Source organism: Spirillospora sp. NPDC048824 (assembly GCF_043198455.1).
Lineage (GTDB): Bacteria > Actinomycetota > Actinomycetes > Streptosporangiales > Streptosporangiaceae > Spirillospora.
In genome coordinates, this window is sequence record NZ_JBICUS010000035.1 from 1 (window position 1) to 24,834 (window position 24,834).

Below are 24,834 nucleotides of genomic sequence, written 5' to 3' on the forward strand. Positions count from 1 at the left end.
CCCGCAACACCGCCGCCCTGCGCAACCTCGCCCTCGGCGCCCTGGCCATCAACGGCATCACCAAGATCACCGAAACCGTCCAGAAGATCGGCCGCACCACGACCGCGCAGCCCCACTACTCATGCTCACATAGCGTCACAACAATCCGTCGCCGACGACTTTGAAATCGCCCTGGGCCCGTCCCGTCCGGCATAGCCCGGAACGCCTCGATGAGGCGACCGAGGAGGGCTTCTTCGGACGGTTCCTCGCCCAGCTCGCCGTCCCCAACGCGCAAGTCGTGACGGCCGGGGATGCCATGCACGTCACAGACGTCACATCTGGCTCCGCCGCCACCCTCGCACCGGACGACGGGGGGTGGCGCGTCCAGCAAGCCGGTCCGCTACGGCTATGGGACGCCGTTAAGGCCGTCTGGGAAGCGTGGCGGCAAGCGGACCGTCCCGGCCCCGAGTCCTTCCGCATGCGCATCCACAACGGCCGCCAGCGAATCCACCACCACTCCGCCGCGAACCTGTCGTTCACGCTCCCCGCCTAGGCTGCTGACGAGCGCTCCGCACGGTCACTCAGGTGGCGGACGTGAGGGCCCGCAGCTCCCGCGCCGTCGGCAGGACCCGCGCCTGGTCGGGGAGCGCGGAGAGCATCTGGCCCGCGAGGTGCCTGGTACCGGCGGTCACGGCTTCCGGTCGGTTATGCAGGGTGGCCACAGCACTTTGAAGGCCAGCGTTGATCTCCCTGGCCTTCACGAGTGCCATCGCTCTCATCACGTTCAGGTTCATAATCGGCCCCTGGGCGGTTCGCGGGTAGAGAGCCGTAGCTTGCGCGAGCGTCTCGTCCACCTGGTTGTCACCCAGCTGGCTGAACACATAAGACTCAGCCCACCGCATCTGACTCTCACGGAATTCCAGGACTGTCTGCTCGGTCCGGTGCGGCAGGTAGTCGAGCGTGCCCTTGACGTTGTCCAGCGAGGCGCGGGCCTGGCCTTTGTCACCCCGGTCCGCCGCGACATATGCGCGTGCAACGTGCGCGCGGGCCAACCCGGCAGACGGCACGCCACCAGCGATGGCAATGGCTTCATCGGTCAGAGCGTCGACAACCTGACATGGCCGTCGCGCCCAGAACGCGTCCTGCGCCGCTCTGCCGCGCGTCCATACTTGCAGGTCACGATCGCCAGACGCGTCGGCGGCGCGGCGGGCGGCGACCCACGTTATCCGGGCGGAACGTTCTTCACCGGCATCGCCCAACTCGATCGCCAAGAGGCCTGACAGTCCCGCGCTGACGCGGAGTAGTCCGGCCTGCTCCTGCGGGGCACGAACTTGTTCGAGCAGTTGTCCCACGGCGATGATGTCGGCCGTCAAATCGCCGATTAGCGCCCCGGTCGGCCGGACCATGATCTTTTGGCCGTACTCATGGACGGCACGCTCCCATTCGGCCAGATCGGCGGTCTGGCCGGTCGCGCGGTCGATGCTGGAGAGGATCTGTTCCAGGGTTCCCGGCGGGACGGCCGTTCCGGCGCCGAGGGCTGCGAGCAGTTGGAGTGCGGCGCGGCGTTTCACGTCGTCGTCCCCATCGTCGGGAATAGGGCTTGGGTCTACGGTACCCATCGGGTGATCGGTCGATCCCTGCCCGAAGAGGTCCTTTTCCTCCATTCCGAACGCGGTGGCGTAGGCCGAACCCCAGTCCGCCGGGAAGACCTCTCCTTTCTCGTGGCGGTTGATCTGCCGGGAGAGGTTCTTGACCTGGCTCAGGTCGGGATGGTCGATGCCGGCGGCCGCGTAGAGACGGCGGGCCGCCTTGAACGGACCCCATCCGCGGGCACGGCGTTCGGCTTCAAGACGTGCAGCCCAATGGGGACGTGGCTGATCAGTCATGGGATGGGCACCCTTCGACCGGGGAGGCGGGGCGGACTTGTGTCCCTCCAACGCCTCCATTGTCGCCTTTCTCGGTCCGTGTGCGCACGGTTTCACTGAGTAAAGCGGGACTGCACGTCCCGCGTCCGAGAAGACGAGAGGGCGACCATGGACGAACACCGGAACACCACGCTGAGGCGGGGCGGCATCACGCGCGCGCGTCAGGGCGCGCGGACGTATGTGTGGAGGTTGGACGAGCGGGCGCCGGGGGACGCTCGGCGGGCTGTGCGGGAGGCGCTGGCCGGGTGGGGTGTCACGGAGGCCGACATCGATGTCGCGGTGCTGCTGACGTCCGAGGTCGTCACCAACGCCGTGCGGCATGTGCGGGCCGAGCTGCGGGCCGGTGGCGTGGTGTGGGTTCGGGTCCGGTTGATGGACGGGCGGCTCCGGGTGGACGTGACCGACCCGGAGCCGGGGTTCCCTCGGCTCGTGGCGGCGTCCGACACCGATGAGGGGCACCGGGGCATGGCCGTGGTCGCCGGATGCGCGGACCGCTGGGGCTGGCATCCCGGGGCCGGCGGCGGCAAGACGGTGTGGTGGACGCAGGTCTTGGAGGTGCTCGAACCACAGTCCGAGGCGCCGGTTCTCAAGCGCGTCCTGTCCAGGAGTACGTCTCGGTGACGGGGCCTGCGGAAGCGCGGTTGAGGCGGTTGGCGAGCGTCCTTGCGGACGACGGCTGGACGTGCACGCTGCGCATCACGGACGGCCAGCCGCTGTTGCGGGTCGTGGACGCTCGGGTGCCGGTGGTCGGCGAGAGCGTCGCCGTGGTCCTCGTCCCGGACGCCGGAGGTGGCCGGGCGGCGTGGTTCCGGTCGTCGGCGGGGGTGCTTCTGGGGCCGTGCGCCGATCCTGTGAGGGCGGCGGAGGGAGTGCGGGTGCTGCTCGGGCCTTGGGTCGGCAGGGCCTTGGCGGACGCCGGGCGGCGTGCGGGCGGAGCCGCGCAATGAATAGCGCTCTTTCAGGGGAAACACGCAACGAAGTGCCAGCTCAGAGCAAGATTGGCGCATTGGATCGTAGGCACTTTGTTCCTAGGCTTCCGATTGAGTCGATCCCTTCGGACGTTCCCCTGGAGACACGCATGAGCGTCATGCCGGCAATGGAGCCGAGCAGCACCGTTTCTGAGCGGACCGCGCTGCGGCGGCACTATCTGATGTGCCGTCCGGAGCACTTCGCCGTCACGTACGCGATCAACCCGTGGATGGACCCGGCGCGCGGCGCCGACGCCGGGAAGGCCGTGGAGCAGTGGGAGGCGCTGCGGGCGGCGTATCTGGCGCTCGGGCACGAGGTGAGCCTCATCGAGCCGATCGAGGGGCTGCCCGACATGGTGTTCGCGGCGAACGGCGCGCTGGTGGTCGGCGGACGGGTGTACGGGGCGCGGTTCACGCATCCGGAGCGGCACGCCGAGGGGCCCGCCTACGCCGGGTGGCTGAAGGAGAACGGGTTCGCCGACGTCCTGGAGGCGCGGCACACGAATGAGGGCGAGGGCGACTTCCTCACGCTGGATCACGTGATCCTGGCCGGGACGGGGTTCCGGACGGACATGGCGGCCCATCAGGAGGCGCAGGAGTTCCTCGGGCGGCCCGTGGTGACGCTCCGGCTCGTCGATCCGCGGTTCTACCACCTGGACACGGCGCTGTTCCCGCTCGGGGACGGGAACGTGGCCTACTTCCCGGGGGCGTTCTCGCCCGGCAGCCGCGCGGTGCTGGAGCGGCTGTTCCCGGACGCGATCCTCGCGGGTGAGGGCGACGCGGCGGTGCTCGGCCTCAACGCCGTGTGCGACGGGCGCAACGTCGTCATCAACGCGGAGGCGGCGGAGCTGATCGGGACGCTGCGGGGCCGCGGGTACGAGCCCGTCCCGGTGGACCTGTCGGAGCTGCGCAAGGCGGGCGGCGGGCCCAAGTGCTGCACGCTGGAGCTGCGCGCCTGATCACCGGCGGCCGGTCAGGCCGAGGTGGCGGCGGGCCAGGGTGCGGGTCCGCAGGACGCCCGCGATGCCGATCGCCCAGATCCCGATCTGGACGGTCCACGCGGCCCGGAACGCCTCGGGCGTGAACTCCCCGTCCGGCGACAGGGCGTCCAGGACGATGCCGATCAGCAGGATCGTGACCAGGGAGGCGAAGAAGCCGCCGACGTTGACGATGCCGGTGGCGGTGCCCTGCCGTCCGGGCGGGTTGAACGTCCGGGCGTAGTCGAAGCCGATCATCGAGCCGGGCCCACCGGGCGCGACGCACAGGATGAGCAGCACCAGCAGCCACGTCGGCGCGGGCGGCGGCCAGGCGAGGACGGCCGCCCAGGCCGCGATGTTGAGCCCGACGATCCCGAGGACGAGCCATGACCGGCGCAGCGGGTAGCGGGCGACGAGCCGTCCGATGAACGGCCCGGCCACGACGTTGACCAGCACGAACAACGTCAGCAGCGTGGATGCGGCGGCGTGGCTCATCCCCTGCCCCGACACCAGGTACGGGTAGCCCCACATCAGCGCGAACGTGTTGGACGAGAACTGGGTGACGAAGTGCGACCAGAGGCCGAGTCGCGTGCCGGGGTGCCGCCAGGCCCCCGCCAGGTTGGCGCCGGTCTCGCGCAGGGTCGGCACGTCGGCGCGGGCCGGGCCGTTCCGGAGGGTGGCGAAGGCGAGCACGGCGATGAGGACGCCGAGGGCGGCTGCGGATCCGAACGCGGTGCCCCAGCCGGGCCCGTGCAGGAGCGCGACCAGCGGGATCGCGCTGAGAATCTGGCCGAGCTGGCCGAGCTGGCCGGTGAACTGCGTGACGACCGGGACGTACCGGCCGGGGAACCAGGTCACGACGATGCCGAGGACGCTGATGAACGTCATGGCGTCGCCCGCGCCGACCATGACGCGGGCGGCGACGGCGGTGCCGATGTCGGTGGAGACGGCCATGAGCGCCTGCCCGGCGGCCATGAGCAGCGCGCCGCCCGCGACCATCCGGCGCGGGCCGATGCGGTCGAGCATGAGCCCGACGGGGATCTGCATGCTCGCGTAGACGAGGAGCTGCAGGACGGTGAAGGACGCGAGGATGCCGGCGGAGGCGTCGAAGCGGTGGACGGCGTCCAGGCCGACGACGCCGAAGGACGTCCGGTGCAGTACCGCCACGGCGTAGGCGAGGACGCCGATGCCCCACAGCGCCCACGCGATCGGGGCGGCCTTCTGTTTACCCGGGGGATCCAGGGGAGGTTGGGCGGTCTGCACGGATAGCCAATTTATGTCACTTCTGCCGGGGTCTGGCCCGCAGGTGCATCCGCTCCCCCTGCGGCCCGAACAGGCTGAGCACCTCGACCGGCCCGCCCTCGCCGCCGAACCAGTGCGGCAGCCGGGTGTCGAACTCGGCGGCCTCCCCCGGCTCCAGGATCAGCTCGCGGCCCGCCAGGTGAAGGCGGAGCCGCCCGTTCAGGATGTACAGCCACTCGTAGCCCTCGTGGGTCTTCGGCTCGGGCGGCGGCGTCCGCTCCGGGATGATCATTTTGAACGCCTGCAGGCCACCGGGTCGCCTGGACAGCGGCAGGACGGTCATGTCGTGCATCGTGCGGGGGCGCGGCCTGATCCGCGGGTCGCCGACCTCCGGGGCGCCGACCAGCTCGTCCAGCGGAACGTGGTGGGCCTGCGCGAGCGGGAGCAGCAGCTCAAGGCTCGGCCGCCGCTTGCCCGACTCCAGCCGCGACAGCGTGCTCACCGAGATGCCGGTCGCCTCGGCGAGCGCGGCCAGCGTGACGTTCCTCTCCTGCCGCAGCCTCCTGAGCCTCGGCCCCACCTCGGCCAGGACGTCTTCCGTGGTCTCCATGCGCTCATTGCAGGATCGGCAAAGACATTTGTCAAGTCGGCGGGCCGTCGCGCATCCTCCCGGCATGACGGAAACAGCTGAACGAGACGTACTGGTCATCGGCGGCGGCCCGGCCGGGCTGAGCGCCGCCCTCGTGTTGTCGCGCGCACGCCGCAGCGTCACCGTGGTCGACGCGGGCGAGCCGCGGAACGCGACCGCCGAGCACATGCACGGGTTCCTCACCCGCGACGGGATGCCGCCGGCGCTCCTGCGGGAGACCGGCCGCACCGAGGTGCGCGGCTACGGCGGCGAGATCATCGACGGACGGGTCGAGCACGCCGCCGAGGGCTTCGCCGTCACCCTGGCCGACGGCACCCGGCTCAAGGGCCGGCAACTCCTGGTCACCACCGGCGTGACCGACGTCCTGCCCGATGTCCCCGGCCTTCAGGAGAGGTGGGGCCGCGAGGTACAGATGTGCCCGTACTGCCATGGATGGGAGGTCCGCGACAAGAGGCTCGTCGTGCTGGCCTCGTCCCCGCAGTCCGTGCACCAGGTGACGCTGCTGAGCCAGTGGTCGCCGGACGTGACCTTCCTTACGCGGAAGGCCCCGGACGGGGAGGACTCCGCCCGCCTGGACGTGCGCGGCATCCGCGTCGTGGAAGGCGATGCCCGGCGCGTCGTCATCGAGAACGACCGCGTCACCGGCATCGAGTTGCACGACGGCTCGGTCCTCGGCTGCGACGCCGTGTTCGTCGCCCCGACGTTCGTCGCGAAGGCCGGTCCGCTGGCCGATCTCGGCTGCGAGACCGGTGAGGACGGCTTCGTGAAGGCCGACCCGACCGGGCGGACCAGCGTTCCCGGCGTGTGGGCGGCGGGCGACGTCGTCAACCCGAGGGGCCAGGTCATCATGGCCGCCGCGGCAGGCGCGACCGCCGCCGCGATGATCAACTTCGAACTCATCGAAGCGGAGATCGCCGAGAAGCTGCCCGCCTGACCCCGGACCCCGTTCACCCGCGGCGTGCCGCCAAGCCGGTCGCAAGGGCGACGCGCCGCGGGTCAACGTTTACGGTGGCGGGGTGCGAGGGGATGAGCGGCGGTGGCGCGAGGTTCGGGCGGCGCTGAACGCCGCGCGCGGTCTGCTCGGGGAGGTGGCCGGCGGGCTGTATCCGGACGCGCCGCGCGTCGCGGGGACGTCGCTGCTGTGCCGCGAGGAGTGGATTCCGGCCGTGCCGATTCCGCTGGAGTCGGTCCGGCTGGAGTGGGACGCGCGTCCCGCCGCTCCGGCCGTCGCCGACCCGTCCGACGGGCTGCCCGGCGGCCACCGCACGTACGCGGAGGCCATGGCGGCGCTCGCGCCGCCCAGGCTCTTCGAGGACCGCCCGAGCCACCGTCTCCTCGCCGCCCGCCCGCCGGTGCTCCGGTTCGGTCCCGCCCGGTACTTCGACGGCGTGAACGTCGGCGAGTCCGTCGCGCACGAACTGGCGGCCGGGGTGGACGGGCTGCCGCTGCGCGGCCGGGTCGGCGACCCGTGCGACCTGACCCGCCGGGCGGCCCTGACGGCGATCACGACGGTGACCGTCACGACCACCGGGTCGTACGTCCTGCACCGGCGGGACCCGGCGAAGGTCGCGCACGCCGGCGGCCTCCACCACGTGATGCCGGTCGGGGTCTTCCAGCCGCTCGGCGACGAGCCGCCCGGCCTGTGGCCGTGCATGGTCCGCGAGTACGCCGAAGAACTGCTCGGAATGGACGAGAACTACGGGGACGGTTTCGTCCAGGAGGAGTGGCCCTTCCACCGGGCGATGACCGCGGCCCGCGAGCGGGGGGATCTGCGGGCGTACCTCCTGGGGCTCGGCGTCGATCCGCTGACGTTCGCGCTCGACCTCCTCACCGTCGTCGTCATCGACGGCGACGTGTTCGGCGACCTCTTCGGCGGACTGGTCGCGGTCAACGACGAGGGCGAGGTGTCGATGGCGCCGTTCGGCGGGACGATTCCGGAGCCCGTGCAGCCCGCCGGCGCCGCCGCGCTGGAACTGGCGTGGCGGCACCGGCGGACGCTCGGTGCACACTGACGGTTCTCGGGGCCGCCCCCAGGCGAAGTGTGTTCAGCCCTCGTCGAGGGCCTCGCGGCTGAGGCCCTTCAACTCGTCCAGCGCGTCCACCAGGTGGTCGACGATCTCCGACGGGTCGGGGACGAGGTCGCGGCAGGCGACGATGCCGACGTCCACCTTGCCGTCGTAGGAGAAGACGGTGATGTTCAGGCCGCCGCTGACGTCGGAGATGACGGAGATCGGGTAGTAGTCGAGCACCTTCGCGCCGCACAGGTACAGCGGGAACTGCGGGCCCGGCACGTTGGAGATGAGCAGGTTGACCGGGCGCAGCGACATCGCCGGCGCGGCCTGCAGGGCGAACCGGGTGACGGCGCCGGCGATGGGCGTGGGGAGGATGCCGCTCATCTCCCGCACCCAGCTCCCGGACGAGCCGACGAACCGCCGCTTGGCGACGTCCATGTCGCACCGGACGGCGGTGTACCGGTCGGCGGGGTCGGGGACGTGCGTGGCGAGCGTCGTCGTCATGATCGAGACCTGGTTGCCCGGCTGCGCCGCGGCGCCGCCCCGGCGCAGCGACACCGGGACGGCCGCGACGAGCGGGCGGTCCGGCAGGTCGCCGCGCTTGTCGAGCCACTTGCGCAGCGCCGTCGCGCACAGCGCCATGACGACGTCGTTGACGCTGCCGCCGAGTCCCCGCCTGATCTGCTTGATCTCGTCCAGAGGAAGCTCACCGCAGGCGACGGAGCGGCGGCGGCCGATCGGCCGGTTGAACGGCGTCGGCGGGGCGCTCTTGCGCGGCGTCCTCGGAAGCCCGGGGCGGCGCAGCGCGCCCTGCACGGCCGCCGACATCAGCCCGACCCCGGGGATGGACGCGAGGCCGGGGATCTCGTCGAGGTACGGGGCCGTGCGCGCGACCGACAGGGCGCTGCGGACGGGATGCAGCGCGGTCTTCAGCAGCCCGGCGCCGAGCATGCCGGCCGTGCCGGGCGCGCGGGCGGGGGCGGACTCGTCGGCGGGCAGGTCGCGGGGCTCGGGCGACAGGTCCAGCAGCGCGGCGAGCGTCTCGGCCGCCATCACGCCGTCGACGGCCGCGTGGTGCACCTTGACGTACACGGCCGTCCGGCCGCCGTGCAGGCCCTGGATGAGGACCATCTCCCAGAGCGGGCGGGAGCGGTCGAGAGGCTGTTCGTGGAGCATCCCGACGATGTCGGCGAGCTGCCGGTCGGTCCCGGGGGACGGGAGCCCGATCTCGGTGATGTGCCGTTCGGGGTCGAAGTCCGGGTCGTCCTCCCAGTAGGGGTGGTCGAGGCCCAGCGGCACCTGGACGAGCCGCTGCCGCAGCGGGCGGGCGGCCAGGTGCGCGCGGCCGCGGACCAGTTCGGCGACGAGCGGCACCGTGAGCCGGCCGCCGGGGCACGTCCCCGCGTCGACGATGCCCAGCCCGGCGATGTGCGCGTGGGTGGTCCCGGTCTCGGCGTGGAGGAAGGTGGCGTCCACGGTGGTCAGCTGGCTCATGCTCTCGTCCCGTCCGCTCGTCCTGCGTGCGCCTGCCCTACCTCCAAGGAGTTATGCCGTTCTGGAGTGCAGGTCAACGTGGGCCGATAGGAAGTAACCAGCACTTAACAGGGCGTTTCACCGGGTTCATCTGCCGGTTTCAAGAAAGCCTGTAAAGATTTTGCTTTCTTCCGGCCTAATGCGGTCAGATAACTTCACATGCCCGATCAAGCCGACGATGCCATGATCATCGCACTAGGGTGGTGCGCCATGACGGCACGACCACTCCCGGAGATCGTCGAAGCGGGCTGGGCCACCGCGCTGCAACCGGTCGCCGGCACGATCGCCGCCGCGGGCGACTGGCTGCGCGCCGAGGTCGCCGCCGGACGCCGCTACCTTCCCGCAGGGAACCACATCCTGCGGGCGTTCACCCAGCCGTTCGACGGCGTGCGCGTCCTCATCGTCGGCCAGGACCCCTACCCGACGCCCGGTCACCCCGTCGGCCTCAGCTTCTCCGTCGCCCCCGACGTCCGCCCGCTGCCCGCCAGCCTGGTCAACATCTTCCGCGAGTACTGCGACGACCTCGGCCATCCGGAGCCGTCCAGCGGCGACCTCACCCCGTGGACGGAGCAGGGCGTCTGCCTGCTCAACAGGTCGCTGACCGTCATGCCGGGCAAGCCCGGCTCGCACCGGAACAAGGGCTGGGAAGAGGTCACCGAGCAGGCCATCCGCGCCCTCGCCGCCCGCGGCGGCCCCCTCGTCGCCGTCCTGTGGGGCCGCGACGCCCGCAGCCTCAAGCCGATGCTCGGCGGCGTCCCGTGCGTCGAGTCCCCGCACCCGAGCCCCTACTCCGCCGACAGCGGCTTCTTCGGCTCCCGCCCCTTCTCCCGAGCCAACCAGCTCCTGGAGCAGCAGGGCGCACCCCCGGTGGACTGGAAGCTGCCTTAACCCACGGACGGGCCGAGGTTCAGTCCTCGGGGAGGCGGTGCAGGAGGGTCGAGAACTCGGCGGAGCCCTCGGGGGACGCGGGGAGGGGGGTCAGGCGGCGTTCGCCATGGCTCCAGTAGACGCCGGGGGCGCACGGGTCGTCGGCGTCGGCGTGCATCTCCCGGACGACGTCGGCGAACACGGGGAGGACCTCGCGGACCGCCGCGGACGTTATCGGGTACAGCAGCAGCGTGCTGTGGCACGGGACGCCGACGAGGGCGCCGTGCTCGTTCGGCCCCGGGAGGAACTGGTCGACCTCGCTGAGCAGCGCCGACACGTAGCGGCTGCCCGGCTTGGTGACGACGCGGACGTTGCGGCCCGGCAGCAGCGGCTGGGTGCGGACGGCGACGTCGGCCAGCTCGCGGTCGTGGGTGTTCGTCATCACGTAGCCGAGTTTGTGCAGGCCGAGGAGCCCGGCGCGCGCTTTGGTGAGCGGGCCGCCGTAGCGGGGATGCTCGATCATCACCATCGCGTCGAAATGGTCCCCCGCGGGGACGACGACGAGGCCCTCACGGTCGCTGGGCGCGAGCTTGGGCACTATGCGCAGCCGCAGCAGCTCCCGGACGTCGCCGAACAGCTCCATCTCACCGACCGCGAGGAACGCGCGGTCGCCGACCTCGCGCACCCACTCGTCCACCACCTGCGGCCACGCCGACCGCGGCTCGCGGGCACAGCGCTCCAGTACCGTCCAGCTGGAGGCCCGCGCCTCGGACCGGCCCACGGGCAGCACCACCTCGGAGGTACCGGAGTCGAACCAGGCGCTGGGCGCCAGGGCGGGGAGCACGTCGCGGATGAGCGCGTGCACGTCCGCCGCCGCGTCCAACGGTTCCATATGGTGCTCATCCCCTTTCACCCATCAGCGGATCACGTCACAACCCCACCTTCTCAGAGTTCGGGCCCGTTGTGTGATCCATCGCGATCCCCGCCCGCACTCGCTGATCATGAGCTGCTCAAGTACGGTGCTCCCATGGCCGAAATCGTGTACCCGCCGGTGATCAAGACGGCTCTCGGGGTGTTCAAGACCCTGAAGATCAAGATCCGTCTGGAGGGAACGGACCAGATCCCCAGCACCGGTGGGGCGGTGCTCGTCAGCAACCACGTCAGCTATCTCGACTTCATCTTCGCCGGCCTGGCCGCGCATCCGGCGAAGCGGCTGGTGCGGTTCATGGCCAAGAAGGAGATCTTCGACAACCGGATCGGCGGGCCGCTGATGCGCGGCATGCACCACATCCCGGTGGACCGCAACGCCGGCGCCTCGTCCTACGCGGCGGCGCTGAAGGCGCTGAAGTCCGGAGAGATCGTCGGGGTGTTCGCCGAGGCGACGATCAGCCGCTCGTTCACCGTGAAAGAGATCAAGAGCGGCGCGGTGCGGATGGCCGTCGCGGGCAAGGTACCGCTGGTCCCGGTCGCGATCTGGGGCCCGCAGCGGCTGTGGACCAAAGGCCGCAAGCGGCGGTTGCTGCAACGGGGCGTACCGGTGACGATCCTGGTCGGCGAGCCGATGTACCCCAAGCGCGGCGACGACTACGAGCAGGTCACCCGCGACCTGCACGCCCGGATGTCGGAGCTGCTGGAGAGGGCGCAGCGCGAGTACCCCGACGTCCCGCAGTCGGACGAGACGTGGTGGCAGCCCGCCTACCTCGGCGGGACGGCGCCGACGCCGGAGGAGGCCGAGAAGCTCGACCTCGAAGAGGCGGAGGCCCGCAAGGCGGCCCGCGAGGCGCGGGAGGCTCAGGAGGGCTCCTGACGCGGGCGCCCGATGCCCGTCGCCCGGCTTATTCGGTGGACGCGGTCCGCCGCCTGCCCTGATCATCAATGGCATGACCATGTCGCAGGAGAGGACCCAGGAGTTCTTGCATCTCGTCGGCCCCCGGGAGAACGTCACCGACCCGGGGCCCGAGTCGACGCTGCCCGTAGTCTTCAACCTGAGCGACAACAACTCCCCGGCCGACGTGATGGACGTGCTGTCGCTGCGCCCGTTCGCGTCCGGGGAGCAGCCGTGGTCGCGTTCGACGCGGCTGGAGCACGTCCGGGCCGACGCGCCGCTGCGTCCGGACGGCGCCCGGCTCGTGCGGGTCGCGCATGAGAAGGGCAAGGAGTCGGTGCTCGCCGAGGGCGACGGCTGGACCCTGCTGGCGAACCGGTGGAAGAGCGGCGTCGCGTACGTCGCGGTGTCCGCCGTCACCGAGGAGATGGCCGAGTCCGTCCTCGAAGAGTCGGTGAAGGACGCGACCGACCCGCCGAAGGCCGACGAGTCCAGCGTCGAGATGGGCTTCTGGCACATGGGCACGCACGGCCCGGTGCGCAGCGAGCGCGCGATCACCGCCGACCTGTGGGACGACATCCGGCGCAACTACACCGCGCCGGTCGCCGAGGCCCTCGACGACGTGATGAGCCTCACCCGCGAGGAGGTGTCGGGGCGGCTGCTGCTCCTGCACGGCCCGCCCGGCACCGGCAAGACCACGGCGCTGCGCGCCCTCGCCCGCGCCTGGAACGGCTGGTGCCAGTCCGACTGCGTGCTCGACCCGGAGGCGCTGTTCGGCACGCCCGCCTACCTGATGGAGGTGGCGGTCGGGGACGACGAGGACGAGAACCGCCGCTGGCGGCTGCTCATCCTCGAGGACTGCGACGAGCTGATCCGCGGTGAGGCCAAGCAGTCGACGGGCCAGGGCCTGTCGCGGCTGCTCAACCTGACCGACGGGATGCTCGGGCAGGGCCGGGACGTCCTCGTCGCCATCACCACCAACGAGGACCTCGCCATGCTGCACCCGGCGGTCGTCCGCCCCGGCCGGTGCCTCGCGCAGATCGAGGTGGGCCGGCTCACCCAGGCCGAGGCGGTGTCGTGGCTGGACGGCACGGACGCGGCGCCCGGCGAGATCGGCGCGGAGGGCGCGACGCTCGCCGAGCTGGTCGCGCTCCGCAAGGGCGAGAAGCGCCCCGAGAACGAGGACGCCCCCGCCTCCGCGACCGGCTTCTACCTCTGACCGGCCTTGCCCAGGGCCTGCTCGATGTCGGCCCACAGGTCGCCGGGGTGTTCCAGGCCGACGGACAGGCGCACGGTTCCCTCGCCGATCCCCGCTGCGGCGAGGGACTCCGCGTCCATCTGCCGGTGGGACGTGCTCGCGGGGTGCATGACCAGCGACATGACGGCGCCGAGTGACGGGCCGAGGCCGATGAGCCGGACGGCCTCGGAGAAGGCGCCGCCCGCGTCGCGGCCGCCGGCCAGTTCGAAGGCGAGGACGCCGCCGGCTCCGTCCGGCAGGACCCGCCGCGCCACCTCGTGCTGCGGATGGTCGCTGAGTCCCGGGTAGTGGACGCGGGAGACGGACGGGTGCGCGGCGAGACGGCCGGCGAGATCCAGCGCGGTCGCGCTCTGGCGGGCCACGCGCATCGGCATGGTGGCGAGCCCCCGCAGGGTCAGCCACGCGGCGAACGGGTCGGCGACGGACCCGAGTTCCAGGGCGTGGGCCCAGACGCGGTGGTGCAGGTCCGGGTCGGCGAAGACGGCGATGCCTCCGATGACGTCGCCGTGCCCGCCGAGGTACTTCGTCGTCGAGTGGACGACGACGTCGACGCCGTGGCCGATGGGCTTGCAGAGGAGCGGGGCGAAGGTGTTGTCGACGACGGTCAGCACGTCCGTGCCGCGGACGGCCGCGGTGAACGCGGGCAGGTCCGTGACGTGCGTGGTGGGGTTGGCGATCGTCTCCAGGTAAAGGAGCCGGGTGGTGGGACGCATCGCGTCGCGCACCTCGGCGGGGTCGTCGCCGGGAATGTAGGTGACCTCGACGCCCCACCGTTCGGCGAGGCCCTGGAGCAGCGCGTACGTGCCGCCGTAGAGGGCGGTCTGCGCGATGACGTGGTCGCCGCTGCGCAGCAGCCCCATCAGCGCGGCGTTGATCGCGCCCATGCCGGACGCGGTGGCGAGTGCCCCGGCGCCGCCCTCCAGTTCGGTGACGGCCTGTTCGAGCGAGCGGACGGTCGGATTGCCCATCCGGGCGTAGAAGAACGCCTCGTCCGGGCGCTGGAACGCGGCGGCGAGGTCGTCGGCGGCGTCGAAGGAGAACAGGTGGCCCTGGTAGATCGGCATGCCGAGCGGGTGGCTGCCCGCCGGTGAGATCACGGGCGGGTGGACGGCGCGGGTCTGCGGATGGTGTCCGGTCATGTCTCCAGCCTGCGGCGAGACCCGCCGCAGCGGAACGGCCAATTGTCACCAGTGGCCCGGACCACGCCCCCGGCACGCCCCCGCGGCGCCGGACCACCGGCCCGGCCGTGGGCGTCGGCGGCCCCCGGCGCCCCGGCACGGTTCCCCGCCACCGGCTCTCCCACCCCGCGAGGGCGAGCCGGTGATCGGGGCCGTCCGGTCGGGTGACGCTCGGCGTCCCTCGGCCGGAGACCTGAGCATCGCCCACCGAGACCCCCGCCCGCCATCCGGGAGACCACCGCCAAAATCGATACGTATGTCCGGGGCCGGGGCGGCATGTACTACGGGTCATTACGGGGTGGCGCGGGCGAACAGGCGCCGGTACACGCGGCGGAGACCGTGGAGATCACTGACAGGCTCCGCGAACGGGAGCCGCCGCGTCGTCGACCTCGACCTGCGCGACCCCCAGTTGCGACGAGCAGCTGGTGTGGAGCACTACTCCCGCTGATCAGTGGAGGGTGCCGAGCTCTTCGCGGGCCGTGGTCCGGAGTGTTCTCAGGGCGTCGACGAGAACGCGGCGCTGGTCGCCGGTCAGCGGGCCGGCGAAGTGTTCGCGGAGCGTCTCGGCGTGGACCCGCAGGGCCTCGTCCAGCTTCGCGCGGCCCGCGGCGGTCAGCTCCACCAGCTGGCGGCGGCGGTCACCGGGCGCCGGCTCACGGCGGACGAGGCCGGCCTCCTCCATCCGGTCGATGATCCGGGTCATCCCGCCGCTGGTCAGGATCAGCTCACCGGCCAGATCGCCCATCGTCCGCGGGCGGCCGCCGGTGGCGCCCGACAGCTTCAGCAGCACCTCGAACACGGCGTGCCGGATACCGCAGCGGCGCTCCAGTTCGCGCCCCGCGATCCGCTCCAGAACCGCGGCCGCGCCCAGCAGCACACCGAAGTCGTGGACCACCCCGTCCGGGACGACCGTGTCCGTCCCGTGTCCGTCCTGCCTCGTCACGGTCGACATGATGCCGCGCCTCCGTCCCCCGGACTCCTCCATCAGCACAACGCGCGGCGCCCCGCACACCTTCCGTGCGGGGCGCCCGTGCCGTCCGGGGAACCCTCAGTCGCCCGGCTTCTCGCTCTTGTCCGGGGCCGGCGACGTGGACGCGCCGCCGGTCGGGGTCGGAAGCGGGCCCTGCCCCTGGTTCTGGTCGTTGGCGCCGGACGCGTACTGCTTGGTCACCTTCCACTCGCCGTCGATCTTGGCGAGGGCCAGCCGGAGCAGCGTGGCGGGGGCCGAGGTGGCGCCGTCCTTGGTCTTGACGTCGATGTCCACCATGACGACGGCCGTGGCGAACTTGTTGTCGACGCTTCCCACGAACACCTGGTTGGTCTTGGACGTCAGCGCCAGTCCGGGGTTGCTCTTGAACGTCTCACCGAGGCTGGGGAGCGTGGTGCTCTTGAAGCTCTCCAGGAGGTCGCCGCCCATGAGCTTCTGCGCCTTGTCCATCTGCGACTGGTAGTTCTGCGCGTTGTAGTTGAGCGCGACGTCGCCGTACGAGGCGGCGACCTTGCTCACGGCCTCCCGGTCGTCCTTCTCCGCCGACAGTCCGCTCGCGCTCCGCCACTGCCAGATGGCCAGGCTCGCCAGCAGCGCGACGAGGACGACGGCCACGATCGCCTGCGTCATGCCGAGACCGAAGATCATCGGCTGGGACGCGGCGTCCCCCGAGGTCCCCGCGCTCGCGCGGGCCGGCGCCTTCCTCGGCGCCTCCTCCGCGTCCTCGTCCGCCTCCTCCGGCGGTTCGAGGCGGCTGGGACGGGGCTTCGCGGCGGGCTTGACCGCCGTCTTCGCCGTCTTCACCGTCTTGGCGGGACGGGCCGGGGGCTCCTCCTCGGCCTCTTCCTCCGCCTCGGCGGCGTCCTCGGCGTCGAGGGCCTCCAGGACTTCGTCGAGGTCCTCGTCGTCGATGACCTCGATCACCCGCACCCGCCGCTTGCGCTTGGCGGCCGGCCGCGCCGGCTTCGGCGCGGCCTCGGTCTCCTCGGTCTCCGCCTCGGCCGGGACCGCCTCGACCTCGTCGGCCTCGTCCTTGCCGGTCTTGGCTGTCACTTCGGAACTCCTAGAGGTTGGGTCAGTCCTTGTCCCGGCGCAGACGGCCGGTCAGGCGGGAGAGCACGGGCACCGAGCCCATCATGACCCTGATCAGCACCAACAGGGCGATGATCGGGGGAACGTACACTAGCCACATCGGCGGCCCGTCAGAAGAGTCCTCGTTGTTCGCGGCCTTCTCCGCCTGGACCTTCCGCTGGTCGATCGCGGGGTCGTGGGTCGGGATCGTGTCGCCCGTCCCCTTGGCCTTGTAGGGCTCCTGTTCCGTCACCGCCGGGGACCTGCCGTCCGGGCAGTTCGGGATCTTGCCCGTCTGCGGCTGCGGCAGCGGGTACTTGTACTCCAGCGCCGCCGGGGTGTTCAGCGTGAGCTCGAAGAACACGTTCAGGACGGGTGCGCCCTCGTCGAGCCCGACGACGTTGTCCAGGACGACCGCGAGTTTCGGTGCCTTCCTGAGCGTCTCGCGCAGGTCGCTCAGGAGCGTGGGGTTGTGGCTCCTCAGCCCCCAGTTGCCGAGCACGTCGACGGTGCACTCGAAGTTCGGGCCGGTCTTGTCCAGCAGGTCGTTGACGGTGGCGAGCAGGCCGGGCCCGTCGTCGCGCAGCTCGGCGAGCTCGCCGCGGACCTGGCTGAGCGCCGTGGTGAGCGCGGCCAGGTTGTCGACCCCGGCGCCGAGCGACCCGCGGTTCTGGTTCAGGACGTGGGTGATCCTGGCGAGGTCGTTGGTCAGGCCGTCCAGCAGCTCGGTGTTCTCGGCGAACGTGGCGGTCAGCTGGTCGCCGCCGTTGATGATCTGGCGGAGGGACTCCTCGCGCCCCGACCAGCCCTCGGCCAGCTCGTGCGTGACGACCCGGGCGTCGTCGGGGTCGATGGCCTTCAGGCTGTCGATGACGGCGCCGAACAGGTCGCCGTACTTCGGCGGGACGCTGGTGTGCGACACCGGGATCCGCGCGCCCGGCTCCATCGGCGGCGCGCCGGCCTTGCCGGGCGCGGGGGTCAGCTCGACCACCGGCTCACCGACCGCGGACTTGCGGGCCGCGGCGGCGGTGACCCCCTGCGGGATCTTGACGCCGCGTTCGATGTCCAGCCGGACGACGACCTTGTCCTTCACCAGGTCCACCGAATCGATCTTGCCGATCCGCAGGCCGAGATAGTCGACCTCGAAGTTCGGGTGCAGGCCCGGCGAGGACTCGAACTCGACCGTGATCTGGTACGGGCGGTCGATGAAGTCGAACCGGACGACGTTGTTGAACGCCCACACCACCATGACCACTGCGAGGGCGGCGAAGACCGCCAGGTTGATCGTGATTCGTGTGCTCATCGAGGCCGCTCCAGGATCTTCTCGATGCCGGGCAGGGCGCTCTCGAGCCCCTTCGGGATCGGTGTGCTGCTCGTGCTCGCCGGCCCGGCCGGGTAGTCGACCCCCGGGATGACCGGCGACCCGTCCGGCCAGACGAACCGCAGGATCGGGTAGAGCAGCAGCTGGCCGTCATAGCTCGCCAGGGGCAGCTTCCGCGAGAAGGTCTCCAGGCCGTTCACCAGCTCCGTGAGCCGCTTGCGGTTGTTGCCGAGATCCCGCAGGACGGGGTCGAGGTCGCTCAGGAGCGCGCGGAACCGGCCGATGCGCCGCTCCAGGACCTTGTCGTTCAGCTCGCGGGCCAGGTGGGTGAGCCGGTCCACCGCCTTGATGATCTCTTCCTTGTTGTCGTCCAGCAGCCGGGTGGTGCGTTCGAGCTCGACGGGCGCCTGGTCCAGCGCGTCGCCGCCCTTGGCGAGGGACTCACCGAGCCGGGCGAACCGGTCGATGGACTCGCCCAGCTCGTGCCGCTGCTGGGTGAACATCTTGAGCAGGCTGCCCGCCTGGGCGATCGTCTTGTTGAGCTTCTCGCCGTTGCCGTCCAGTGCGGTGGCCCCGGCATTGACGACCGTCGCGACGTCGTCGCCGGCCAGCGCCTCGATCAGCGGCCCGGCCTGCCCGACGACCTGCTCGAACGACGGCTGGACGCTGGTCTGGGCGATCGCCGCGCCGTCCGCGAGGAAGGGACCGCGGTTCATGCTCGTGCCCGGCGGCATCTGCAGTTCCACGTAGTTCTCGCCGAGCAGCGACGTCACCTTGATCTCGGCGCCGGTGCCCTCCGGGATCTTGATGTCGTCCTCGATGGACAGCGTCACCTTGGTCCGGTAGCCGTCGAGCTCCACCTTGGTGACGGTGCCGACCGTGATGTCGGACATCTTCACGCTGTGCCCCGCGACGAGCTGCTGCACGTCGCTGAACGTGGCCGTCAGGGTGAGGTCGCCCTTCGGGGCGCCCGCCGTCTGGTAGGAGCAGCCCGAGACCGCCAGCGCCACGGCGGCGACGAGCATGAGGATCACCCTGCTTGTCGCGGGGGGTGCGGAGGTCCGCCCTCCCGCGGTGACTCTGCTCATCAGTTGCCTCCGTTATCCCAGGGACAGTTGGAGTTGGGCGGGGGCAGCGGGCAGCCGACCTCGTCGGTGTCCATCAGGCCCTTCAGCCACGTCCGCACGAACGCGTCGGTGGCGAACCTGATGTGCAGCGACTTGTCGTCATCGTGGTAGCCGCCGATGAGCGCGTCACCGATGGCGGGCAGCGCGTTCACCAGCTGCGCCACCTGCTTGGCGTTGCCCTTGAGCATCAGCGCGGCCCTGGTGAGGACGGCCAGGTCGTACGGCAGCTTGCCCTTGTACTTCTGGAGCAGCTTGTCGCCGTTCTTCGACAGTTCGAGGATGCCCTTGATGAGCTGCTGCAGGTCGCCGCGTTCGGCGCTGAGCACCCGGGACGCCTCACCGAAGTCGCGGATCAGGGTGCCGAGGACCTGCTCGCGTCCCCGCACCACCCCGGCCAGGCGGCTGAGGTTCTGCGCGACCTGGATCAGCTCCCTGTCCTGCCCGGCGACGTTCTCGACGAGGCGGGCGCTCTGTTCGAGGGTGGCGTTGAACTGCTTGCCGTTGCCGCCGAGGTTGCCGGCGGCGGTGCCGAGCGCGGTCTGCATCTTCGTCGGGTCGAGCGCGTTCGCGAGGTTGGTGAAGGACTTGAGCGCGTCGTCCACTTCGACCGGAACGTGGGTCCGCTCGATCGGGATCACGTCCGCGGTCTCCTTCGGCTGCCCCGGCTTCCACGCCGGGTGCAGGACGAGGTTGCGCTCGCCGATCAGGTTCAGCGGGACGATCGACGCGTGCACGCCCTTCGGGAGCGGGATGTCCCCGTCCAGGTGGAACGTCACCTTGACCTTGTCGCCCTGGTTCTCGACCTTGTCGACCAGGCCGACGTCGGCGCCCATCACCTTGACCTTGGACTCCTCGTAGAAGGAGCGGGCCTTCGGGACGTAGACGACCATGGTGCGCTCGCCGCCGGACGGGGCGAGCGAGCAGCCGCCGAGGGAGGCGGTGAGGGTGAGGCAGAGCGCGACGGCGATTCCCCTCCCCCTGCTCTTGCCGGAGGGCGTGCTGCTTTCGCCGGAGGGTGTGGGGGTGCGTCCGATGGCTCGGCTCATCAGTTGCCTCCCGGGTGCCGCGGCGTGGAGTGCGGGCCGGGCGGCTGGAGCGGGCCGAGCCCGACGAGCAGGCCCTCGACCCAGGCGCCGTTGCCCTTGAGCTTGGCGACCTGCGCGAACGTCGGCCCGAGCAGCGAGAAGTTGGTGTTCAGCGCGTCCATGTTCGGTGCCAGCCGGGTGGTGAGCAGGTGCAGGTTGTCCAGCAGCTTGTCGAGCTTCTTCTGGTTCTGGGAGATCACGTTGGACAGCGTCTGGACCGTCCGGTTGCCCTGCCCGATCGTCGCGGCCAGCTCGTTGCGGCGTCTCACGAGCGTGTCCAGCAGCACCTGGCTGGCGTCGATGATCTCGCGGAGCTGCTGGTCCTTGCTCGCCAGCGTCCCGGTGATCGTCTTGCTGCTCTCGATCAGCTTCTCGATCTGGGGATAGGAGTCGTTCAGCATCTGCGACAGTTCCTGGACGTTGGTCAGGACGCGGTGCAGCTTCTTCGCGCCGGGCGACTCGATCTTGTTGACCTGGGTGAGCAGCTTGTCGATGCTCTCCTGGTCGAGCTTGCCGACGATGTTCTGCGCGCCCTCCAGGGCTTCCGGGACGGTGAACGGGACGCTGGTGCGCGACAGCGGGATCCGCCGTTTCGACTCCGGCACGTCCGCCATGTAGGGCTTGGCGACCGGGCCCGCGAGCCGCAGGTACCGGCCGCCGAGCAGCGTCGTCGTCTGGATCTCGGCCCTGGTCTGCGGCCCGAGGTCGATTCCGGCGTCGACGTGCCAGGTGACGATGACCTTGCCGCGCCGGAAGTCGGGCCGCACGTCGGTGATCCGGCCCGCCTTCACGCCGGCGACCCGCACGTCCTGGCCCTTCTTCAGGCCGGACAGGTCGCTGAACTCACCGCTCATCGAGTAGCCGCGGTCGAACAGGTGCAGCTGGCCGACGGCGAAGGCGAACACGCAGGCGGCGCCGAGCGCGGTAAGGGTGACGATCGCGACGATCTTGTGGTTGACGTCCCGCAGGGATTTCAGCGCCATCAGCCGCGACCCCCCTGCAGCATCTTCCGCAGCTTGGCGAGTTCGTCCGGGGTGGGCTTGTCGGTCCCTGGCGCCCTCGGCAGCTCCATCTCGAAGGGGCAGGGCCCCTGGACGAGGTTGAGGCACAGCGCGTTCGAGCGCAGGTAGTGGCCGCCGTTCGTGGACGCGAACAGCTGCCGCAGCGTCAGCGGAAGCTGCTGCACCATCTTCTCCAGCTGGTCGACGTTGAGCCGGAACGTCTCGGCGAACTCGCCGAGGTTGCCGATGATGCGGGCGAGCTGCGCGTCCTGGCCGCCGAGCACCGCGTTGAGGTTGGTAGTGACGCCCGAGATCTCCACGACCGCGTTCTCCAGCAGCGTGCGGTTGTTCGCGAACACCTTCGTCAGCGACTGGAGGTTGTCGACGCTGGCGGCGATCTGCTGGTCCCGCTTCGCGACCGCCTGGCTCACCGTCTCGTAGTTCTCGATCATCCCCTCGATGGTCTTCTTGCGGACCGCGAACGTCTGCAGCAGCGCGTCCAGGTTGTTCGTCAGCTGCGAGATGTTCTGCTCGTTGCCCTCAAGCGCCTGGGTGAACGAGAACAGGATCTTGTTGAGCTGGTTCGGGTCCAGGTTGCGGGTCAGCGGGCCGAGGGCGTTGACGATGGCGCCGAGGTCCACCACCGACCGGGTGTGCGGGACGCGGCCGCCGTCGCCGAGCTTCTTCCCGCTCCTGCCCGGCTCCAGGTAGATCACCCGCTGGCCCATCACGTTGCGCCAGCGGATCGCGGCGGTGGAGTCGTCCGGGATCCGGACCCCCTTGTCGACCTCCATCTCGACGACGGCCTTGCCCCGGACGACCTCGATGCCCTGGACCCGCCCGACGGGTGTTCCGGCGACCTTCACGTCGTCGCCTTCGAGCAGGCCGGTGACGTCGTCGAACGTGGCCGTCAGCGCGTAGCGGTCCTTGAAGCTCGTGCCGAGGATCATCTGGCCGATGTAGAACGTGAGGAGCGTGGTCAGGACCACGAACACCACGAACTTGAGCAGCGTCGCGTGGTCGGGCCCGCGCGCGGTCTTGCCGCGCAGCCGCGTGCTCATGGCCGCCCCCCGTTGTTGTTCTGCGTGGGTGAGCAGACGTCGATGAAGATCTGGCACAGGTCCAGCGGCAGCGTTGCGCGGGCCTGGGCGATCACCGTGCCCTCGGGGCCGGGGACGCGGATGATCCGCGACAGCAGGGCGAAGAAGCCGATCAGGCCGTCCATCAGCACCGGGAGGTTGCGGCGCTCGTCGTTGACCACCGCGAGGGCGTCACCGCCGCCGTCCACGATCCTGCCGAGGTTGGCGCCGTGGTCGTGCAGGGAGTTGCCGACCTTGTCGCCGAGTTCGCTCGTCTGGGTGAGCAGCTGCTCGATCTTGTCCGGCTTCTCGTTGATGACCTGCGCCAGCTTGGTGAAGTCGGTGGTGATGCGGACGATCGTGTCGCCGCGGGGGCCGAGCGTTCCGGACAGGCCGTTGATGTCGTTCAGCAGCGCGTTGATCGCCGCCCGGTCCCGGTACGTCGCGTCGACGACCGTGGCGCCGTTGTCGATCGTCCGGCGCAGCGCCGGTCCCTGCCCGGACAGGCCGGCACCGAACGTGTGCAGGATCGTCGCCACCTCGTCCGGGTTGATCGCCTTGGTGAGCTTGTAGGCGGGCCAGGCGGTTTCGGACAGCTCCTCCGGATCCTCCGTCTTGGCGATCGTCCCGCCGTCCTTCAGGTAGGGGCCGGTCACCTCGTGCGCGCCGAGGTTGAGCGCGAGGTCCTTCGGGCCGAACACCGAGACCGGCTCGATCGCCGCGGCCGTCGTGTCGGCGAGCTTGACGCCCTCGTCGACCCGGAACCGGACCTTGACGCGGCCGGAGTCGTCGAGCGTGAGTTCGTCGACGGTGCCGACCGCGATGCCGCGGATCTTCACATCCGACTTGCCGGGGTCGAGGCCCTGGCCCGCTCGCCCGAACGTCGCGTTGAAGTAGGTGGAGCCCTCGTGCGACGGCGTCGTGCCCACGGCGACGAACGCCGCCGCGGCCGCGATGACGCCGGCGCCCACCAGACCGAAGATCGTCCGGGAGCGGCTGGACAGCGTCTCCTCGCTCATCCGGTCAACTTCACTGTGCTGCCGTGGCCCCAGAAGATGTACGACAGGACCAGGTTCATGAGGATCATCAGGATGGTCGACTCCCGGATCGCACGACCGGCGGCGACGCCGACGCCGACCGGGCCGCCGGCCGCGTAGTAGCCGCGGTAGCAGTGGATGAACATGATGATGAAGGCGAACACAGCGACCTTGATGACGCTGTAGAACACGTCGATCGGCGGTAGGTAGAGGTGAAAGTAGTAGTCGTAGATGCCGGGCGAAAGACCGAAATACTGGATCGTGATGAACCTGGTGGCGAAGAACGCCATGAACAGTGACACCAGGTACAGCGGCACCAGCGCGATGACGCCGGCGGCGACCCGGGTGCACACCAGGTAGGCCAGGGAGTTGATGCCCATGACCTCCAGCGCGTCGATCTCCTCGGAGATCCGCATCGCGCCGATCTCGGCGGTGAAGCCGGTGCCGACCTGCGCGACCAGCGCGACGCCCGCGATGATCGGGGTGACCTCGCGGACGTTGGAGTAGCTCGCGATCAGCCCGGTGAACGCCTCCGCGCCGATGCGCTCCAGACCGGGATAGCCCTGGAGGCCGACCATCGCGCCGGTGGCGAGCGACATCGTCGCGATCACGAAGATCATGCCGCCGCCGATGACGAGCGCGCCGACGCCGACGGTGATGTCGCTGACCTGCTTGGCGAGCGTCTTGCCGTACTTGCGCCGGAAGATGATGTCGACGAACAGGTGGTAGAGGACCCGGCCGAGGAAGACCGGCAGATCGGCCGACGCGGCGAGGCCCGCGGTCCGGCCTCTGACGGCACGGCCCAGCTTGCGGACGGGGGAAATGGCGACCATCACAACCTCGGGGGGAACAGGACCTGGTAGATCATGGTGAGGATGTAGTTCGTCGCGAACACCACGATCGAAGTGACGACGACCGCCCTGTTGACGGCGCGGCCGACACCGACGGGGCCGTAGTCGCAGTTCATGCCCATGTAGCAGGCGACGGCGGCGGCGATGAACCCGAACACCCACGCCTTGAACAGCGTGATCAGCAGGTCCGAGAACTGCAGCAGGGTGGTGGCGCCGTCGAAGAACGCTCCGGGGCTGACGCCCTGCTGGATGACGTTGAAGTAGTAGCCGCCCAGGACGCCCGCCAGGATCACCACTGAGCAGAGCAGCCCGGACACCATGCTCGCGGCCCACAGCCTGGGGGTGACCAGGCGGTGGATCGGGTTGATGCCCATGACCTCCATGGCCGCGAGTTCGTCGCGGATGTTGCGGGCGCCCATGTCGGCGGTGATGGCCGAGCCGCCGACGCCGGAGACCAGCAGCGCCGCGGCCAGCGGCGCCACCTGCTGGATCATGGCGGCGGTCAGCAGCGCGCCGGTGCCCGACTGCGCGCCGAGCTGCCGGGCGATGTCGCCGACCTGCAGCGAGATGGTCGCGCCGAGCGGCACCGCGATGAGCATCACCGGGACGCTCGTCACGCGGGCGAGGAACCAGCACTGCTCGATGAACTCGCCCCACCACTGGCGGATGTCCCAGCTGCGGCGGAGCCCCTCCAGAAGGGTCACGCACAGCAGCCCGGTCTCGTCGAGCGCGCGCCCGACGCGTCTGCGTGCCAGGTCTGGGGCCTTCGTCAGGCTCATGGCCATCAGCCGGCGACCTCCCCCGAGGGGGGCCGGTCACTCCCGGGGGGCGGGCCCCCGGAACGGGGTTGAGGAAGGGCCA

The 24,834-nt window shown here is 70.5% G+C and carries 25 protein-coding genes; 9 read left to right on the plus strand and 16 right to left on the minus strand.

Annotated elements, in window-relative coordinates; translation table 11 throughout:
* The first annotated feature begins 160 nt into the window (after nucleotides 1-160).
* On the plus strand, nucleotides 161-532 hold the full coding sequence (locus ACGFIS_RS36155; RefSeq protein WP_392908694.1) for a hypothetical protein: 372 nt from the start codon (nucleotides 161-163) through the stop codon (nucleotides 530-532).
* Nucleotides 533-560: 28 nt separating this feature from the next.
* Here ACGFIS_RS36155 and ACGFIS_RS36160 read toward each other — a convergent pair whose 3' ends face one another.
* Nucleotides 561-1,865, minus strand: coding sequence for an XRE family transcriptional regulator (locus tag ACGFIS_RS36160; protein ID WP_392908692.1), 1,305 nt, complete (start codon nucleotides 1,863-1,865; stop codon nucleotides 561-563).
* Between the two features lie 147 nt (nucleotides 1,866-2,012).
* Between ACGFIS_RS36160 and ACGFIS_RS36165 the strand changes: the two genes are divergently transcribed.
* The 3 genes from ACGFIS_RS36165 (at nucleotide 2,013) to ddaH (ending at nucleotide 3,831) form a co-directional block, all read left to right on the plus strand.
* On the plus strand, nucleotides 2,013-2,525 hold the full coding sequence (locus tag ACGFIS_RS36165; protein ID WP_392908689.1) for an ATP-binding protein: 513 nt from the start codon (nucleotides 2,013-2,015) through the stop codon (nucleotides 2,523-2,525).
* Nucleotides 2,526-2,554: 29 nt separating this feature from the next.
* On the plus strand, nucleotides 2,555-2,851 hold the full coding sequence (locus ACGFIS_RS36170) for a hypothetical protein (RefSeq protein WP_392973879.1): 297 nt from the start codon (nucleotides 2,555-2,557) through the stop codon (nucleotides 2,849-2,851).
* 131 nt (nucleotides 2,852-2,982) lie between these two features.
* Nucleotides 2,983-3,831 carry a dimethylargininase gene (ddaH, locus tag ACGFIS_RS36175; protein ID WP_392973880.1) on the plus strand — a complete coding sequence of 283 codons (849 nt, stop codon included), beginning with the start codon at nucleotides 2,983-2,985 and terminating at the stop codon, nucleotides 3,829-3,831.
* Here ddaH and ACGFIS_RS36180 read toward each other — a convergent pair whose 3' ends face one another.
* Together ACGFIS_RS36180 and ACGFIS_RS36185 are read right to left on the minus strand one after the other, a co-directional pair.
* Complete coding sequence (locus ACGFIS_RS36180; RefSeq protein ID WP_392973881.1) at nucleotides 3,832-5,112, minus strand: nitrate/nitrite transporter; 1,281 nt, start codon at nucleotides 5,110-5,112, stop codon at nucleotides 3,832-3,834.
* A gap of 16 nt (nucleotides 5,113-5,128) precedes the next feature.
* Complete coding sequence (locus ACGFIS_RS36185) at nucleotides 5,129-5,701, minus strand: helix-turn-helix domain-containing protein (RefSeq protein WP_392908681.1); 573 nt, start codon at nucleotides 5,699-5,701, stop codon at nucleotides 5,129-5,131.
* A gap of 64 nt (nucleotides 5,702-5,765) precedes the next feature.
* Here ACGFIS_RS36185 and ACGFIS_RS36190 point away from each other — a divergent pair, with 64 nt between their 5' ends.
* Together ACGFIS_RS36190 and ACGFIS_RS36195 are read left to right on the plus strand one after the other, a co-directional pair.
* Nucleotides 5,766-6,674 carry an NAD(P)/FAD-dependent oxidoreductase gene (locus ACGFIS_RS36190; protein WP_392908678.1) on the plus strand — a complete coding sequence of 303 codons (909 nt, stop codon included), beginning with the start codon at nucleotides 5,766-5,768 and terminating at the stop codon, nucleotides 6,672-6,674.
* Nucleotides 6,675-6,756: 82 nt separating this feature from the next.
* The gene (locus tag ACGFIS_RS36195; RefSeq protein ID WP_392908676.1) at nucleotides 6,757-7,752 is read left to right on the plus strand and encodes a hypothetical protein; all 996 of its coding nucleotides are present in this window, start codon (nucleotides 6,757-6,759) and stop codon (nucleotides 7,750-7,752) included.
* A gap of 33 nt (nucleotides 7,753-7,785) precedes the next feature.
* Here ACGFIS_RS36195 and ACGFIS_RS36200 read toward each other — a convergent pair whose 3' ends face one another.
* Entirely contained in the window at nucleotides 7,786-9,246 is a 1,461-nt protein-coding gene (locus tag ACGFIS_RS36200) for a wax ester/triacylglycerol synthase family O-acyltransferase (protein WP_392973882.1), read from the minus strand.
* Between the two features lie 249 nt (nucleotides 9,247-9,495).
* Here ACGFIS_RS36200 and ACGFIS_RS36205 point away from each other — a divergent pair, with 249 nt between their 5' ends.
* Entirely contained in the window at nucleotides 9,496-10,173 is a 678-nt protein-coding gene (locus ACGFIS_RS36205) for a uracil-DNA glycosylase (protein ID WP_392973883.1), read from the plus strand.
* A gap of 19 nt (nucleotides 10,174-10,192) precedes the next feature.
* On the opposite strand, the gene ACGFIS_RS36210 is transcribed toward ACGFIS_RS36205, so the two are convergent.
* Nucleotides 10,193-11,044, minus strand: a complete 852-nt coding sequence (locus ACGFIS_RS36210; protein ID WP_392908670.1) for a hypothetical protein — start codon at nucleotides 11,042-11,044, stop codon at nucleotides 10,193-10,195.
* 135 nt (nucleotides 11,045-11,179) lie between these two features.
* Between ACGFIS_RS36210 and ACGFIS_RS36215 the strand changes: the two genes are divergently transcribed.
* Both ACGFIS_RS36215 and ACGFIS_RS36220 read left to right on the plus strand, forming a co-directional pair.
* Nucleotides 11,180-11,959 carry a lysophospholipid acyltransferase family protein gene (locus ACGFIS_RS36215; protein WP_392908668.1) on the plus strand — a complete coding sequence of 260 codons (780 nt, stop codon included), beginning with the start codon at nucleotides 11,180-11,182 and terminating at the stop codon, nucleotides 11,957-11,959.
* Between the two features lie 73 nt (nucleotides 11,960-12,032).
* On the plus strand, nucleotides 12,033-13,196 hold the full coding sequence (locus ACGFIS_RS36220; RefSeq protein WP_392908666.1) for a DUF5925 domain-containing protein: 1,164 nt from the start codon (nucleotides 12,033-12,035) through the stop codon (nucleotides 13,194-13,196).
* Here ACGFIS_RS36220 and ACGFIS_RS36225 read toward each other — a convergent pair.
* The 11 genes from ACGFIS_RS36225 to ACGFIS_RS36275 all read right to left on the minus strand — a co-directional run bounded on the left by ACGFIS_RS36225 (nucleotide 13,187) and on the right by ACGFIS_RS36275 (nucleotide 24,758).
* A complete protein-coding gene (locus ACGFIS_RS36225) occupies nucleotides 13,187-14,374 on the minus strand; it encodes a trans-sulfuration enzyme family protein (protein WP_392908664.1) in 1,188 nt (395 codons plus the stop codon). The genes ACGFIS_RS36220 and ACGFIS_RS36225 overlap by 10 nt on opposite strands.
* 487 nt (nucleotides 14,375-14,861) lie before the next feature.
* The gene (locus tag ACGFIS_RS36230) at nucleotides 14,862-15,356 is read right to left on the minus strand and encodes a MarR family winged helix-turn-helix transcriptional regulator (protein ID WP_392908662.1); all 495 of its coding nucleotides are present in this window, start codon (nucleotides 15,354-15,356) and stop codon (nucleotides 14,862-14,864) included.
* Nucleotides 15,357-15,461: 105 nt separating this feature from the next.
* Nucleotides 15,462-16,454, minus strand: coding sequence for a hypothetical protein (locus tag ACGFIS_RS36235; protein ID WP_392973884.1), 993 nt, complete (start codon nucleotides 16,452-16,454; stop codon nucleotides 15,462-15,464).
* A gap of 22 nt (nucleotides 16,455-16,476) precedes the next feature.
* Nucleotides 16,477-17,775, minus strand: coding sequence for an MCE family protein (locus tag ACGFIS_RS36240; protein ID WP_392908658.1), 1,299 nt, complete (start codon nucleotides 17,773-17,775; stop codon nucleotides 16,477-16,479).
* Complete coding sequence (locus ACGFIS_RS36245) at nucleotides 17,772-18,881, minus strand: MCE family protein (RefSeq protein WP_392973885.1); 1,110 nt, start codon at nucleotides 18,879-18,881, stop codon at nucleotides 17,772-17,774. Before ACGFIS_RS36245 ends, ACGFIS_RS36240 begins: the two co-directional genes overlap by 4 nt.
* The gene (locus ACGFIS_RS36250; RefSeq protein ID WP_392908654.1) at nucleotides 18,881-19,966 is read right to left on the minus strand and encodes an MCE family protein; all 1,086 of its coding nucleotides are present in this window, start codon (nucleotides 19,964-19,966) and stop codon (nucleotides 18,881-18,883) included. The genes ACGFIS_RS36245 and ACGFIS_RS36250 overlap by 1 nt, the downstream gene beginning before the upstream one ends.
* Nucleotides 19,966-20,988, minus strand: a complete 1,023-nt coding sequence (locus ACGFIS_RS36255) for an MCE family protein (RefSeq protein ID WP_392908652.1) — start codon at nucleotides 20,986-20,988, stop codon at nucleotides 19,966-19,968. The genes ACGFIS_RS36250 and ACGFIS_RS36255 overlap by 1 nt, the downstream gene beginning before the upstream one ends.
* A complete protein-coding gene (locus ACGFIS_RS36260; protein ID WP_392908650.1) occupies nucleotides 20,988-22,067 on the minus strand; it encodes an MCE family protein in 1,080 nt (359 codons plus the stop codon). Before ACGFIS_RS36260 ends, ACGFIS_RS36255 begins: the two co-directional genes overlap by 1 nt.
* Complete coding sequence (locus ACGFIS_RS36265; protein WP_392908648.1) at nucleotides 22,064-23,104, minus strand: MlaD family protein; 1,041 nt, start codon at nucleotides 23,102-23,104, stop codon at nucleotides 22,064-22,066. The genes ACGFIS_RS36260 and ACGFIS_RS36265 overlap by 4 nt, the downstream gene beginning before the upstream one ends.
* A complete protein-coding gene (locus tag ACGFIS_RS36270) occupies nucleotides 23,101-23,955 on the minus strand; it encodes an MlaE family ABC transporter permease (protein ID WP_392908646.1) in 855 nt (284 codons plus the stop codon). The genes ACGFIS_RS36265 and ACGFIS_RS36270 overlap by 4 nt, the downstream gene beginning before the upstream one ends.
* Complete coding sequence (locus ACGFIS_RS36275) at nucleotides 23,955-24,758, minus strand: MlaE family ABC transporter permease (RefSeq protein WP_392908644.1); 804 nt, start codon at nucleotides 24,756-24,758, stop codon at nucleotides 23,955-23,957. The genes ACGFIS_RS36270 and ACGFIS_RS36275 overlap by 1 nt, the downstream gene beginning before the upstream one ends.
* Between the last annotated feature and the right edge of the window lie 76 nt (nucleotides 24,759-24,834).

Bases quoted from the DNA above. Each gene is read 5' to 3' on its own strand.
- ACGFIS_RS36270 (WP_392908646.1), bottom strand. From the start codon at position 23,955: ATGGTCGCCATTTCCCCCGTCCGCAAGCTGGGCCGTGCCGTCAGAGGC.
- ddaH (WP_392973880.1), top strand. From the start codon at position 2,983: ATGAGCGTCATGCCGGCAATGGAGCCGAGCAGCACCGTTTCTGAGCGG.
- ACGFIS_RS36255 (WP_392908652.1), bottom strand. From the start codon at position 20,988: ATGGCGCTGAAATCCCTGCGGGACGTCAACCACAAGATCGTCGCGATC.
- ACGFIS_RS36200 (WP_392973882.1), bottom strand. From the start codon at position 9,246: ATGAGCCAGCTGACCACCGTGGACGCCACCTTCCTCCACGCCGAGACC.
- ACGFIS_RS36215 (WP_392908668.1), top strand. From the start codon at position 11,180: ATGGCCGAAATCGTGTACCCGCCGGTGATCAAGACGGCTCTCGGGGTG.
- ACGFIS_RS36160 (WP_392908692.1), bottom strand. From the start codon at position 1,865: ATGACTGATCAGCCACGTCCCCATTGGGCTGCACGTCTTGAAGCCGAA.
- ACGFIS_RS36220 (WP_392908666.1), top strand. From the start codon at position 12,033: ATGACCATGTCGCAGGAGAGGACCCAGGAGTTCTTGCATCTCGTCGGC.
- ACGFIS_RS36185 (WP_392908681.1), bottom strand. From the start codon at position 5,701: ATGGAGACCACGGAAGACGTCCTGGCCGAGGTGGGGCCGAGGCTCAGG.
- ACGFIS_RS36260 (WP_392908650.1), bottom strand. From the start codon at position 22,067: ATGAGCACGCGGCTGCGCGGCAAGACCGCGCGCGGGCCCGACCACGCG.
- ACGFIS_RS36275 (WP_392908644.1), bottom strand. From the start codon at position 24,758: ATGGCCATGAGCCTGACGAAGGCCCCAGACCTGGCACGCAGACGCGTC.
- ACGFIS_RS36250 (WP_392908654.1), bottom strand. From the start codon at position 19,966: ATGAGCCGAGCCATCGGACGCACCCCCACACCCTCCGGCGAAAGCAGC.
- ACGFIS_RS36225 (WP_392908664.1), bottom strand. From the start codon at position 14,374: ATGACCGGACACCATCCGCAGACCCGCGCCGTCCACCCGCCCGTGATC.
- ACGFIS_RS36245 (WP_392973885.1), bottom strand. From the start codon at position 18,881: ATGAGCAGAGTCACCGCGGGAGGGCGGACCTCCGCACCCCCCGCGACA.
- ACGFIS_RS36190 (WP_392908678.1), top strand. From the start codon at position 5,766: ATGACGGAAACAGCTGAACGAGACGTACTGGTCATCGGCGGCGGCCCG.
- ACGFIS_RS36205 (WP_392973883.1), top strand. From the start codon at position 9,496: ATGACGGCACGACCACTCCCGGAGATCGTCGAAGCGGGCTGGGCCACC.
- ACGFIS_RS36240 (WP_392908658.1), bottom strand. From the start codon at position 17,775: ATGAGCACACGAATCACGATCAACCTGGCGGTCTTCGCCGCCCTCGCA.
- ACGFIS_RS36165 (WP_392908689.1), top strand. From the start codon at position 2,013: ATGGACGAACACCGGAACACCACGCTGAGGCGGGGCGGCATCACGCGC.
- ACGFIS_RS36265 (WP_392908648.1), bottom strand. From the start codon at position 23,104: ATGAGCGAGGAGACGCTGTCCAGCCGCTCCCGGACGATCTTCGGTCTG.
- ACGFIS_RS36210 (WP_392908670.1), bottom strand. From the start codon at position 11,044: ATGGAACCGTTGGACGCGGCGGCGGACGTGCACGCGCTCATCCGCGAC.